The organism is Brevundimonas sp. GW460-12-10-14-LB2 (genome assembly GCF_001636925.1).
In the GTDB taxonomy this organism is placed as follows: domain Bacteria; phylum Pseudomonadota; class Alphaproteobacteria; order Caulobacterales; family Caulobacteraceae; genus Brevundimonas; species Brevundimonas vesicularis.
This window is the reverse complement of the sequence record NZ_CP015511.1, coordinates 1,100,790-1,113,269: the sequence shown is the minus strand read 5'-3', so window position 1 is coordinate 1,113,269 and position 12,480 is coordinate 1,100,790. Positions and strand designations below refer to the sequence as shown.

13 protein-coding genes and 1 tRNA gene are annotated in these 12,480 nt (G+C 65.5%); 8 read left to right on the top strand and 6 right to left on the bottom strand.

Going from position 1 to position 12,480, the window contains the following annotated elements:
• Positions 1-17: 17 nt before the first annotated feature.
• Together A4249_RS05440 and A4249_RS05435 are read left to right on the top strand one after the other, a co-directional pair.
• A complete protein-coding gene (locus A4249_RS05440; RefSeq protein ID WP_066551488.1) occupies positions 18-929 on the top strand; it encodes a class I SAM-dependent methyltransferase in 912 nt (303 codons plus the stop codon).
• Positions 926-1,723 carry a TrmH family RNA methyltransferase gene (locus A4249_RS05435; RefSeq protein WP_066551487.1) on the top strand — a complete coding sequence of 266 codons (798 nt, stop codon included), beginning with the start codon at positions 926-928 and terminating at the stop codon, positions 1,721-1,723. The genes A4249_RS05440 and A4249_RS05435 overlap by 4 nt, the downstream gene beginning before the upstream one ends.
• On the opposite strand, the gene A4249_RS05430 is transcribed toward A4249_RS05435, so the two are convergent.
• A complete protein-coding gene (locus tag A4249_RS05430) occupies positions 1,720-2,997 on the bottom strand; it encodes an MFS transporter (RefSeq protein WP_066554835.1) in 1,278 nt (425 codons plus the stop codon). The two genes, A4249_RS05435 and A4249_RS05430, sit on opposite strands and share 4 nt — an antisense overlap.
• A 56-nt stretch (positions 2,998-3,053) precedes the next feature.
• On the bottom strand, positions 3,054-5,480 hold the full coding sequence (gene hrpB / locus A4249_RS05425) for an ATP-dependent helicase HrpB (protein ID WP_066551486.1): 2,427 nt from the start codon (positions 5,478-5,480) through the stop codon (positions 3,054-3,056).
• A 145-nt stretch (positions 5,481-5,625) separates the two neighbouring features.
• Here hrpB and A4249_RS05420 point away from each other — a divergent pair, with 145 nt between their 5' ends.
• On the top strand, positions 5,626-7,200 hold the full coding sequence (locus A4249_RS05420) for an amino acid permease (protein ID WP_066551485.1): 1,575 nt from the start codon (positions 5,626-5,628) through the stop codon (positions 7,198-7,200).
• A 120-nt stretch (positions 7,201-7,320) separates the two neighbouring features.
• On the opposite strand, the gene A4249_RS05415 is transcribed toward A4249_RS05420, so the two are convergent.
• A tRNA-Leu gene (locus tag A4249_RS05415) sits at positions 7,321-7,405 on the bottom strand.
• Positions 7,406-7,558: 153 nt separating this feature from the next.
• Here A4249_RS05415 and A4249_RS05410 point away from each other — a divergent pair.
• Positions 7,559-8,482: a helix-turn-helix domain-containing protein gene (locus A4249_RS05410; RefSeq protein ID WP_066551484.1), complete on the top strand. Its 924-nt coding sequence runs from the start codon at positions 7,559-7,561 to the stop codon at positions 8,480-8,482.
• Between the two features lie 89 nt (positions 8,483-8,571).
• Here A4249_RS05410 and A4249_RS05405 read toward each other — a convergent pair whose 3' ends face one another.
• The gene (locus A4249_RS05405; RefSeq protein ID WP_039245048.1) at positions 8,572-8,853 is read right to left on the bottom strand and encodes a hypothetical protein; all 282 of its coding nucleotides are present in this window, start codon (positions 8,851-8,853) and stop codon (positions 8,572-8,574) included.
• 538 nt (positions 8,854-9,391) lie between these two features.
• On the opposite strand from A4249_RS05405, the gene A4249_RS05400 reads away from it, so the two are divergent.
• The 3 genes from A4249_RS05400 to A4249_RS05390 are packed head-to-tail and all read left to right on the top strand — an operon-like array spanning position 9,392 to position 10,783.
• Complete coding sequence (locus A4249_RS05400) at positions 9,392-9,628, top strand: hypothetical protein (protein ID WP_055753653.1); 237 nt, start codon at positions 9,392-9,394, stop codon at positions 9,626-9,628.
• Position 9,629: 1 nt separating this feature from the next.
• A complete protein-coding gene (locus tag A4249_RS05395) occupies positions 9,630-10,076 on the top strand; it encodes a hypothetical protein (protein WP_066551483.1) in 447 nt (148 codons plus the stop codon).
• The gene (locus A4249_RS05390) at positions 10,076-10,783 is read left to right on the top strand and encodes an SOS response-associated peptidase (RefSeq protein WP_066551482.1); all 708 of its coding nucleotides are present in this window, start codon (positions 10,076-10,078) and stop codon (positions 10,781-10,783) included. The genes A4249_RS05395 and A4249_RS05390 overlap by 1 nt, the downstream gene beginning before the upstream one ends.
• A gap of 25 nt (positions 10,784-10,808) precedes the next feature.
• Here the strand turns inward: A4249_RS05390 and A4249_RS05385 are convergent, their stop codons facing one another.
• Together A4249_RS05385 and A4249_RS05380 are read right to left on the bottom strand one after the other, a co-directional pair.
• Positions 10,809-11,249: a DUF1810 domain-containing protein gene (locus A4249_RS05385; protein ID WP_066551481.1), complete on the bottom strand. Its 441-nt coding sequence runs from the start codon at positions 11,247-11,249 to the stop codon at positions 10,809-10,811.
• Positions 11,246-11,584, bottom strand: a complete 339-nt coding sequence (locus A4249_RS05380) for a hypothetical protein (protein WP_066551480.1) — start codon at positions 11,582-11,584, stop codon at positions 11,246-11,248. The genes A4249_RS05385 and A4249_RS05380 overlap by 4 nt, the downstream gene beginning before the upstream one ends.
• A gap of 139 nt (positions 11,585-11,723) precedes the next feature.
• Here A4249_RS05380 and A4249_RS05375 point away from each other — a divergent pair, with 139 nt between their 5' ends.
• Positions 11,724-12,479: an ImuA family protein gene (locus tag A4249_RS05375; RefSeq protein WP_066551479.1), complete on the top strand. Its 756-nt coding sequence runs from the start codon at positions 11,724-11,726 to the stop codon at positions 12,477-12,479.
• The last annotated feature ends 1 nt before the right edge of the window (position 12,480 follow it).

The window sequence follows — 12,480 nt, the reverse complement described above, 5'->3', positions numbered from 1 at the left end:
CGCCTATCAGCCCGACGATGGCGCCCGTCCTTTCCAAAACTCCCGAAACGCTCGTGACCTCCGGCTGGTCGGACTATGCCCTGCTGGACAGCGGCGACGGCAAGAAGCTGGAGCGCTATGGCCGCTACACCGTCGTCCGGCCCGAGCCGCAGTGTTTCTGGTCGCCCCGCGATCCGGCCGCCTTCGACGACGCCACAGCGACATTCGATCCGCAGCAGGAAGAAGAAGACAGCGGTCGCTGGCGGTTCGACGAGTACGGCCCCATCGACGCCTTCCCTTTGAGATGGCGCGATGTGAAGTTCACCGGCCGCTTCACCCCATTCCGCCACCTCGCCTTCTTCCCTGAACAGGCGGCCAATTGGGAATGGCTGGACGGACGGGTGCGTGACTTCACACGTTCGGCCGGCCGCGCGCCGAAGATCCTGAACCTGTTCGGCTATACCGGCGTCGCCAGCCTGGCTGCAGCAGCCGCGGGTGCAGCGGTCACTCACGTCGACGCCTCCAAGAAGTCTGTCGCCTATGCCCGCGAGAACGCCGAACAGTCGGGACTGGCCCAGCATCCAATTCGGTGGATTGTCGAGGACGCCCGCAAATATGTCGCGCGCGAAGTTCGTCGCGGCTCGAAGTATGACGGCATAATCCTGGACCCGCCGAAATACGGGCGCGGCCCTACGGGTGAAGTCTGGCGCCTGTTCGAGGATATGCCGGGCCTGCTCAAGGACTGCGCCTCTCTGCTGGCGGACGATGCCGACTTCCTGCTGCTGAACGCCTACGCGGCCCGCGTTTCCGGCCTGTCCTTGGCGCATCTTATGGTCGAGGCGACCCAGGATCGTGGCGGCCGGGTCGACTGGGGCGAACTGGCCCTGTCCGAAGACGGCCCTGACGCCCGCGCCATCGGCCTGTCCTTCTTCGCGCGGTGGAGCCAATGACCGAACGCGTCATCACCTCCCTGACCAACGACACGGTCAAGGGCGTCCGCGCCCTGCATATGCGCAAGGAACGCGACCTGACCGGCACCTTCCTGGCCGAAGGTCTGAAATTCATCGGCGAGGCGCTGGACCAGGGGCGCGCGCCCCGGATGCTGCTGGTCGGCGAGGACGCCCGTCCTCATTCGCTGCTGGATCGCGCCAAAGCCGCAACGCTCAAGGCGGGCGGCGACATTATCGTCGTCACCCACGCCATCCTTGAAAAGATCAGCCGCCGCGACAATCCGCAGACCGTGCTCGGCGTGTTCGAACAGGCCTATGCGCCGCTAGACAGCCTGAACCCCGCCTCGGCGCCCTGCTGGGTCGCGCTGGAGCAGGTGCGCGATCCCGGCAATCTCGGCACCATCATCCGCACGGCGGACGCGGCCGGTTGCGGCGGGGTCATCCTGATCGGCGATTGCGTCGATCCCTATTCGGTCGAGGCCGTGCGCGCGACCATGGGCTCGGTCTTCGCCGTCTCGATCACCAAGACGACGCCCGAGGCCTTCCTGGCCTGGCGCAAGACCTGGCCCGGCAGCGTCGTCGGCACACGACTGGACGCCAAGGTCAGCCATCGTTCAGCCGTCATGCAACAGCCGTCGCTTATCTTGATGGGCAATGAGCAGGCAGGACTGACTGACGACCTGGCCGCCGCCTGCGACGTCAACGTCAAAATCCCGATGCGCGGCCGGGCCGACAGCCTGAACCTGGCCATCGCCACTGGCATCATGGTCTATGCCGCGACGGACGAAGCCTAGCGCTTCTCCTCCGGCGCCACCCGGCCCATGCCCCACAGGGCCGCGATGGTGACCAGGGCCGAAATCGCCAGATAGCCGCCGACGGCTCCCGGCCCGAATCGCTCGGCCAGCTTCAGCGCAATGTAAGGCGCAAGCGATGCGCCCAGGATGCCCGCCAGATTAAAGGCCATCGACGCGCCGGTGTAGCGCACCGCCGTCGGGAACGGCCGCGCCATGGCGGCACCGATGGGGCCATAGGTGCAGCCCATCAGGGCGAACCCCAGCGCAAAGAAGATCAGCAGGCCGCTGAGACCGCCCCCGAACAGCGGCGCGAACAGAAAGCCGAACAAGCCGATTCCCACGGACGAGGCGATCAGCACCCTGACCTGCCCGTATCGATCCGCCAGCAAGGCTGTCACGGGGATGAAGGCGGCGAAGAACAGAACGCCGATCAACTGGATCGGCAGCACATCGGCCCGCGCCAGCCCCATTCCCGTCGTCGCCCAGCCCAGGGCGAAGACGGTCATCAAATAGAACAGGGTGAAGGTCGTCACGCCGCTGAAGGTGCCCAGAACCAGCGCCGCCTTGTGATGGGCGAACAGGGTCACGGCCGGCGCCTTCACGCGCTCGTCGCGATCCACGGCTTTCTGGAACTCGGGCGTTTCGGTGATCTTCAGCCGCACCCACAGGCCGACGAACACCAGTACGGCGCTCGCCAAGAACGGGATGCGCCAGCCCCAGCCCTCGAACGCGGTCTCGCTCATCGTCGATGTCAGGACGATGAAGGATGTGGTGGACAGAATGAAGCCGATGGGCGCGCCCAGTTGGGGAAACATGCCGAACCAGGCCTTCTTTCCGGGCGGCGCGTTCTCTGTCGCCAGCAACACCGCCCCGCCCCACTCGCCGCCCAGGCCCAGCCCCTGACCGAACCGGCACAGGGCCAGAAGCAGGGGCGCCAGCAGGCCGACCTGCTGGTGCGTCGGCAACAGGCCTATCGCCACGGTCGACAGGCCCATCGTCATCAGCGCCGCGACCAGCGTCGCCTTGCGTCCCACCCGATCCCCAAAATGCCCAAAGGCCAAGGCGCCGATGGGCCGCGCGAAGAAGGCGATGGAGAAGGTCGCGAAGGACGACAGAAGCGCCGTCCCCGGATCCTCGCCCGGGAAGAACAGCGTCGGGAACACCAAAACGGCCGCCGTGGCGTAGATATAGAAGTCGAAGAACTCGATCGTCGTGCCGATCAGGCTGGCGAACAGCACGCGGCCGGTGGAGTTCTTCGGCAGGACGTCGGACATCTTCTTCTCCCGGTTGTCCCAGCGATGCCCGTTTCCCGGCCGCCGCGTCAAGGCGATCAGGTACCGCGCGGCTTGACCCGGTTCGTCGCTTGCGCCTCGGCGGGATTTTCCGGCCACGGATGACGGGGATAGCGGCCGCGCATTTCCGCCCGCACCGCCGCCCAAGAGCCCGACCAGAAGCGCGGCAAGTCCTTGGTGACTTGCACCGGCCGTCGCGCCGGCGACAACAGCGCCAGGGTCAACGGCACGCCGCCGACAGTCGGATGCGTCGTCACGCCGAACAGCTCCTGCACGCGAATATCCACGCGCGGCCCGCCCTCGGCGGCGTAGTCGATGGCCGCCGAGCCTAGCGGCGTGACCAGACGCGGGGGCGCCAGCTCGTCCAGCCGCCGCTGTAGGTCCCAAGGGATCAGTCCGCGCAGGGCCTCGGCCAGACGAGCGTCAGCTATCCCCTCCAGCGACTGGGCCCCGTCCAGCAAAGGCCACAGCCAGTCCTCACGCGCCGCTAGCAGGGCATTGTCCGACACATCAGGCCAGGCTGTGTCGCGCGCGTGTAGAAAGGCCAGCCGTGCGCGCAGTCCCGACGCCTGCTCGCCCCATTTCAGCGCGCCCAGCCCATCCGCCTCGATCTCGGCCCGAAGGGCGGCAGTCAGGGTCTTCGCATCCGGCGCGCCGACAATCTTTTCGTCCAGCACGATGGCCCCGATGCGCCGCGAGCGCCGGATCACCGACCGCCCCGACGGTTCGCGCGCTAGCCGGTCCTCCGTCGAGATCAGGCCCGCCAAATCGCTGTCGATCCGGTCCGCCGCCAGCGCCGCCGCCAGTCGCACCCGGTCGCGCGTATCGCCGCCGCCAAGATCGGCGATCGCCAACCAAGGCTCACGCGCCAAATGGTCGGTCGCCTCCAGCACGGCCCCTCGCCCGCTGGCGAGAAGGTATTCACCCGTCTTGCCCCGCGCCCTTGCGATCCGCTCGGGAAAGGCCTCGGCCAGCAGCAGTCCAGGATCGATCGTCCGTCCCGATCTGCCGCCCGCCGCGCGCGCCCAGCGCTCCGCCAGCTTGATCGAATCGCGCGCTTTCTGCGTCCGATCGCGCTCCAGCCCGATCAGGCGATCCGCCAGATCGACGCTCGATCCGCCCAGACCCGGCTCGCTCAACACCGCCGCGATCCGTGCGCCCGTCATCGCGTCGCCGGCGTCGGACGCCACGGCCACCATATGGCCCAGCCGCGGCGACAGCGGAATCTTGGTCAGCCTAAGCCCGTGTTTCGACAGTCCGCCATCGGCATCCAGCGCCCCCAACCGTGTCAGCACCTTGCGCGCCTCGGCCAAGGCTCCAGCCGGCGGCGGGTCGAGCAGGGCCAGCCCCTCCGCCGAGCGTGCGCCCCACCGGGCCAGGTCCAGGGCCAGCCCGGTCAGGTCCGCCTCCTGGATTTCCGGCCGTTGATGCGGGACCAACCCGCGCGTCTGTTCCTCATCCCACAGGCGGTAGCAAACGCCCGGCTCGGTGCGCCCGGCCCGGCCGCGCCTCTGTTCCGCGGAGGATCGGCTGACCTTGACCGTCGCCAGCCGGGTCAAACCGCTGGAGGGTTCGAATCGCGGCACGCGCGACAGGCCGCCGTCTATCACGACCCGCACGCCTTCGATGGTCAGACTGGTTTCCGCGACCGAGGTCGCCAGCACCAGCTTGCGCCGCCCCACAGCCGCCGGTTCGATAGCCCGGTCCTGTTCGGCCCGGTCCAGTCCGCCGTACAGGGGCACGACATCGATGTTCGGTAGCCGCAGCCGCTCGTTCACAAGCCGAGCGACCCGATGGATTTCACCCTGCCCTGGCAGGAAGACCAGCACCGACCCCGTCTCCTCGCCCAGCGCTGTCAGGCAGGCGCGCGCCACCGCCTCTTCGAACCGTTCGGACGGATTGCGGCCCAGATACCGGGTCTCGACCGGCCAGGCCCGTCCCTCGGCCTCGATCATCGGCGCGCCGTCGAGCAGGCGCGAGACCCCGACCACATCTAGCGTCGCGGACATGACCAGCAGCCGCAGGTCCTCGCGCAGCAGCTTTTGCGTGTCTCTCGCCAACGCCAGCCCGAGGTCGGCGTCCAGGCTGCGTTCATGGAACTCGTCGAACAAGACCGCGCCCACGCCGTCCAGCCCCGGATCGTCCAGAATCATTCGCGTGAAGACGCCCTCGGTGATCACCTCGATCCGCGTGTTCGGCCCGATACGGCTCTGCAGCCGGGTGCGATAGCCCACCGTCCCGCCTGGCTGTTCGCCCAAGGTCGCAGCCATCCGGTCGGCGGCCGCCCGTGCGGCCAGGCGTCGCGGCTCCAGCACCAGCACCTTGCCCTCCAGCCAGGGCTGATCCAGCAGGGCCAGCGGCACGACCGTCGTCTTGCCCGCCCCCGGCGGCGCCGCCAGCACGGCCGTATTGCCCGCGCTCAGAGCGGCTTTCAGCGGTTCCAGAACGGCGTGGATGGGCAGCATGCGTCGCCTCTAGCCTGCCGACGTGTGATCACGAAAGCGTCGTCGCGCCTTAACCACCCCGTCATGCGCGTTGCGCGCCGCCTCATCCGTCGCTAGCGTCCGCCCCAAGCAGCCGAGGGGCTGCATCAAAACGTGGGGGTATTTTATGTGGCGCGTTAAGTCGCTCGACGCGATCCTTGCCACGGCCGAGAAGAAGTCGCTTCACCGGTCGCTTGGTCCTATTCAACTGACGCTTCTGGGGATCGGGGCCATCATCGGCACCGGGATCTTCGTCCTGACCGCTTCGGCCGCCCAAAAAGCCGGACCGGGCATGATGATCAGCTTCGTCATCGCCGGGGCCGTCTGCGCGGTCGCAGCGCTCTGCTACTCCGAACTGGCCTCGATGGCCCCGGTTTCGGGCTCAGCCTACACTTACACCTACGCCGTGATGGGCGAACTGCTGGCCTGGACGGTCGGTTGGGCGCTGATCCTGGAATACGCCGTGGCGGCCTCCGCCGTGTCGGTCGGATGGTCGGGTTATGTGCTTGGGCTGATAGAGAACGGGTTCAAGTTCGACTTCCCCGACCTCCTGTCCGCCGGGCCGACCTGGTCGATGAACGGCTTCATCCCCACGCCTGACTTCTCGGCCGGGATCGTCAACATCCCCGCCATTGTCGTGGCCTTGCTGGTGACGGCTCTGCTGATGGTCGGCACCACGGAATCGGCCCGGGTCAACGCAATCCTGGTCGCGATCAAGGTCGTCGCCCTGACGGTCTTCATCGTCATCACCCTGCCTGTCATTAAGTCGGCTAACCTGTCGCCGTTCGCTCCCAATGGCCTTTTCGGCCAATACTCGGGGATGGGCATCGTCGGCGCCGCGGCCTCAATCTTCTTCGCCTATGTCGGCTTCGACGCCGTTTCGACGGCAGCCGAAGAGACCAAGAACCCACAGCGCAACGTACCCATCGGCCTGATTGGCTCTTTGGCCATCTGTACGGTCTTCTATCTGCTGGTCGCGCTCGGCGCCGCCGGCGCCATCGGCGCTCAGCCAGTTCTGGGCGCCGCCGGTGAAGCTGTTCAGCCGGGCTCGCCTGCCTTCGTCGCCGCCTGCGCCCTGCCTTCCAACGCCGAAATGCTGGTCTGCTCCAACGAGGCTCTGGCTCACGTTCTGCGCGTCGTTGGTCACCCCCAGATCGGCAACGCCCTTGGCACCGCCGCCCTGCTGGCCCTGCCGTCGGTCATCCTGATGATGATCTTCGGTCAGACCCGCATCTTCTTCGTGATGGCGCGCGACGGTCTGCTGCCGGAAGGACTAACCAAGATCCATCCCAAGTGGAAGACGCCCTATATCGTGACCGCCGCCACCGGCATCGCGGTCGCCATCGCCGGCGCCCTGTTCCCGGTCGGTCAGCTGGCCGACATCTCGAACTCGGGCACCCTGTTCGCCTTCTTCATGGTGTCGATCGCGGTGCTGGTGCTGCGGGTCAAGGATCCGAACCGTCGCCGTCCGTTCCGTACGCCGCTGATCTGGGTGTTCGCGCCCCTGTCGGCGTTCGGCTGCGCCTTCCTGTTCTGGAATCTGCCGCACGACGCCAAGATGGTGCTGCCGATCTGGGGCGGCATCGGCCTGGTGATCTACTTCCTGTATGGCTATCGCAAGAGCCACCTGGGTCGCGGTCTGGTCGAGGTTCACGAAACGGACCGCGACGTCCCGCCGCCGCCCGTGCCGCCAATCAGCTAAGACCAAACCGGGCCTGTCGCACCAAGCGCGGCAGGCCCACCTATCGGCGTCAAGTAGCCCGCAAGGGCGATAGGCCAAGAATAAAGAAAGGCCCCGGATCGCTCCGGGGCCTTTTTTGTCTGGTGCGGATGAGAGGACTCGAACCTCCACGCCTCTCGGCGCTGGAACCTAAATCCAGTGCGTCTACCAGTTCCGCCACATCCGCATCGAGGTAGGACGGGCCTTCTAGGGGCGTTTCATCGTTGCGGCAAGAGCCAACGAACCGGAACAAACAGGGTCTGTGCGACACAATCCGGAGGGACCGCGTCACAAAATCCCCCACACTCTGTTCCGCAAGCGTTCACGGTGCGACTTGCTCATGTCTGACCGTTTCACCGCCAACAAGCTCGCGTGGCTGGAGCAGGTGCAGGATGATGGTGAGCTAAGCGCCACAGTTTTCGCGGTCGCGTTCGGCATCGCCCGCCACTTGAACCGCGAAACCGGCGATGCCTGGCCCAGCCAAGCCACCCTCGGCGAGATGGCCGGTGTGTCCGATCGTCAGATCAGAAAGCTGCTCAAGATCCTCCACACCCAAGGGCATCTCGATATCCAGACGGGAGGTTTCCATCGGCCCGATAGGTACCGACTGATCCTAAAAGACCGGAACTCCAGTTCCAGTCATGACCGGAACCACAGTTCCGCCCTTACCCCTCAAGACCGGAACTCCAGTTCCAGAGAGACCGGAACTCCAGTTCCGCCTAACCCTTTGAGAGAACTCTTTGAAAGAAGTGCTGCGCTGTCTCGTGACGAGGAGAGCGAAGCCGACCGCATTTTCGCGATGATGCCGAAGGGCTCGGCGAGCAGATCGAACAAGTCCAAGATCCGCGAAGCCGTGGCCAGCATCGTGAGCGAGGGAACCCCTGCTCTGTCGCTCCGGATCGCCGTCGGTGCTTTCGTGGCGGCCTCCCCTGACGCCAAGGACCAAGACGGGCGGTTCATGGGGGCGGCCCATACTTGGCTCACCGAGAAGCGAGGCTGGGAAGCCTACCTGCCATCGGCCGACGATCTGTTCCTGAGAAGCCGGCCCCCTGCTGAGGTGCAATGGTTCCATCGCGTCAGGTCCTGGCAGCACAGCCCCGGATACTGGCGCATGAAGCGGGACGACTTCGGTCCTGAGCCCGATTCGCCGAATACCCGCGTACCCCAGGCCGTGCTGGCCTATTGTCTCGAGAACACACCACCACAGCCACGGCCAGCCAATGACACACACCGGCCCAGCCAGAAGCGGGTCCGATGGCAATGAAAGAGAATGCGCCGCCGGAACACGCCAGCCCGATCAGCTATTCGATGCGGCTCCCTGCCCTTTCGCGAAGCAGTCGGGCTTCGTCGAACTCAGTCAAATCTGAAAGCCTCAAAAAGGGCCGCCATACGATCATCTTCTGGGATTTCTGATCTGGGATGGAAAGGACGTTCTCCCAACCGACCGAACACGATCTCGGCAGCTTGGCCCGCAACTTCTCTCGCCTGCCGAATGTCACTTTCGCTCATCGTCCTTTTCGCCATCGCAAGCGTGAGGCTTAAGGTCATCATTGTCTGATAGCCGGCCTGCTTGGCAGACCACTCCGTCATGTCAGGTGAGTAGGCGACCAACGCGTCCGAGACGTGCTCGCTCATGGTCTTCCCCAGCCGCTTGGCTTGGTTTTCCGCCCGACGGTAAACGTCATATTCGATGTAAGCTTGAATGCGGGGGCGTCGCGTAGCCACTGATTTTCTCCAGTAGATATGGATTGTCGGCAACCCACTTAAATGTCTGATTTGGCATGGTAAATAGACATAGCGACGTTGTGGGTCACTTCTGACCTATTTTGCGCCCGGGTTTTCACAATAGAATACAGTGACTTGTACCCTACACAGGTGTGCGTAATGTGTGCATCATCCTGCACAGGATGATTTTCCTATCGGCCCCCATTGGGTGGAATCGTTTTGCCAACGATTTGATTTGTGTGAACGCTGGGCTTCGCTCGCCTTTAGGCGCTCGTGAAAGATGGAAGATTTTCAAGCGTGGCCATGGGTGGAACAAATGTCGCGGGTGGGGACGGCAGACCCATCTGGCGCCGTACAAGTTGTGCGCTTACGCAGACTAGTCCCATGCACAGTCGCGACTCCACATTCGCCGACCTGCGTGTCAGGGTTCGGCTGGGAGGACCGACTGATGGCGACACGCAAGACCCTCATCAGATCACGCGCCGGCGTTCGCCTTCAACGCATCGAGCATCTGGCACGGCAGCAGGTGGTCCAGTCGTCCTGGCGGCTTTCAACCCTACGCCAGAACCAACCACGCTCGTTTGCCGATGAGACGGAAGCGGAGGACGCCTTTGACATGGAGGTCATCGCTTCGCTGACCGATCCCATCATCATAGACATGCAACGTCGCGGACTGATCGACTGACATGGCGGCCAAGCTGAAGGTCTTCACCTGGTCCGACGGTTTCCATGCCTTCACAGTCGCCACCACGTCGCGACCCAAGGCGTTGGAGGCCTGGGGTTCCAAACAGGATCTGTTCGCCACCGGCCTGGCTAGCCAGCTTACCGGCGGACCGGATTACGAGGCCGCCCTGGCCTCTCCTGGCGAGGTCATCGAGCGGGGCCTCACTATCGATGTTGGCAAGATCGGCAAGGCCAAGCCCGCCAAACCTCCGGGACCGTCCAGGGCGAAGGCCGCCAAGATCGAAAAGCTGAAGACGGCGTTGGCCGATCTGGACGAACGCCGTCAGGCCGAGATGGCTGATTTCGAAGAACGACAGGCCGCGCTGAACCAGGCGCGTCAGGAGGCGGAGGCGACCTATGAGGCGGACCGCAAATCCCTGGCTGCCGATCTGAAAAAGGCCAGAGCTTGATGTGCAACCTCTACCGCCAGCGCTCTGGGCCCCAGGCCATACTGCACGCGGCGAACGCCATGCGATCGACCGTCGGCAACCTCGCGCCGGGCGATTTCTATCCTGACTATCCGGCGCCGATCGTGCGCTGGGAGGGCGCAGAGCGAATTCTGGCTTCGGCGCGCTGGGGCATGCCGTCATCCCAGAAGATGATCTTCGACAATGCCACAAAGCGCGCCGACAAGTTGCGCGCCAAAGGCGGCGAGGTGGACATTCAGAAAATCCTCGAATTCGAACCCGGCAGCGGCACGACCAACGTCCGCAACACCAGCTCCAGCCATTGGCGCCCACATCTGTCGCCGGCATCGCGATGTCTGGTGCCTTTCACCGCCTTCAGCGAACCGGGCCGTGACGCGGCCGGAAAATACCAACCCGTCTGGTTCAAGCTTGCGGGAGACGAACCCAAGCCGCTCGCCTTCTTCGCCGGCATCCACCTCCAAGCCCACACCAGCGTCCGCAAGATCAAGACCGGCATGGAGACGATCGATGTCTTCGCCTTTCTGACGACCGACCCCAACGCCGAGGTCGGCGCGGTTCACCCCAAGGCCATGCCGGTGATCCTGACGCAGTCCGACGAGATCGAGGCCTGGATGACCGCGCCGTGGGAAACGGCCAAGGCGCTTCAGCGCCCGCTGCCCGACGGCGCTTTGTCAGTTATCGACGCCTAGGCCACGTAAAGCGGCCGATATTTGATTAAAGACGATCCGGTCCCGCTCTGGCGATCGATACAAGGTCTGCGGTCAACGGATCAGGCGAAAGGCCCCAGCGTGCGAGCGCCGCGTCGAACACGGTCGGATCGGCCGCCACGGCGGCGAATAGCGTCATCGATGATCGGAATTTGAGATCGTCGGGCGATCCGAACAGCTGATGCGATGAGGTCGCCGGCGCCGTGGTCGCGCTCTGGGCAGCGCGGATGAGACGCGCCCCTAGAACGGGATGCAGCAGATAGGCTTGCGCCTCCGCGAGCGATCCGATGCCATAGAAGGCAGCCGTCGAAGACCGTCCCAACGACCGGGCCTGGGGGAAGACGAACCATATCCAGTGGCTTGTCTTGCGACCCGTCGCGAGCTCGGCCATCGCCGTTTCGAACACGGGGTCTTGAGCTAGGACAAAACGGTCGAGAGCTGTCGTCACTTGCCCGTCTCGCCCAGACTGGCGAACCAGTCTGCATAGGGGGTGTTTCGCGCCATGTGCCGATTGAGATCCGGCGAGCCGTCGGTCCACCACACCGGGCCCCGCTCCCCCAATCCAACCTTGGCCTTGTCGACGCTGCGCCGCGCTCCGGCCAAAGCGTCCGTATCCCCAGCCGCCAGGGCCGTCCGCACCGCCCGGCGCGCCGACATCAGATCATGCACCAGATCGTCCCTCGCCTCCGCCGACAGAGCAGGATTGGAGCACCGCCACAGCCGGCCTCGCACCACGAAATAGCGGCCGTCGGGCGTGGTGGGGTATCGGAGGGGCTGCGTCATCGTCGGGACAACGCACAGCGAACCGGGATGGCGCCGCCCACAGGGCGATCCACAACGCCGTCGCGATCCGCCTTGACTCTCACACGCTCGAATAAGAACAAATGAGGAACGTTCAGTTCGCGTTCGGTTTCAAGAGAACATGTCCGCCGCCTCCCCATCCTTCCAGGCGCTCCGCGCGGAGATCGCACGCATCGAGGCGGGTCGACGGCCGCCTGGCGGCGTGCTGCCGTTCGGCCTGGCCGCGCTCGATCGCCGGCTGCCTGCCGGCGGCCTGCCGCTCGGCGCGCTGCATGAGGTGGCCGGCGGCGGCGACGGGGCCATCGACGGCGCGGTCGCGGCTCTGTTTGCGGCCGGTGTCGCAGCGCGCACCCAGGGACCGGTGCTCTGGTGCGTAACACGCCCGGACCTGTTCGCGCCGGCGCTGGAGCAGGCGGGACTATCCTCGAACCGGGTCATCTATGTGGAGGCCGGCGACGAGGCCGGATTGCTGGCCGCCTTCGAGGACGGCCTGCGTCACGGCGGCTTCGGCGCCGTCGTGGGCGAAGTCGCCCGTCTGTCCATGACGGCGTCGAGGCGGCTGCAGCTGGTCGCCGAGGACACGGGCTCGCTCGGTCTGGCGGTCCGAAGATGGCGTCGTCAGGCCGAGGCGGCGGACTTCGGCCAGCCGACCGCCGCCGCCACCCGCTGGCGGGTCACCGCCCTGCCCTCCACCCCCCTGCCCGTGCCCGGCGTCGGCCGCCCGCGCTGGTTTGTCGAGCTGATCCGTTGCCGCGCCGGAGCCTGTGCGGATTTCGAACTGGAAGCCTGCGATGAGACGGGTCGTCTCGCTCTACCTCCCCACCTGGCCGACCGATCGGCTGCGACGCCGGCTTGGACCCGACGCGCCGTCGCCTGAC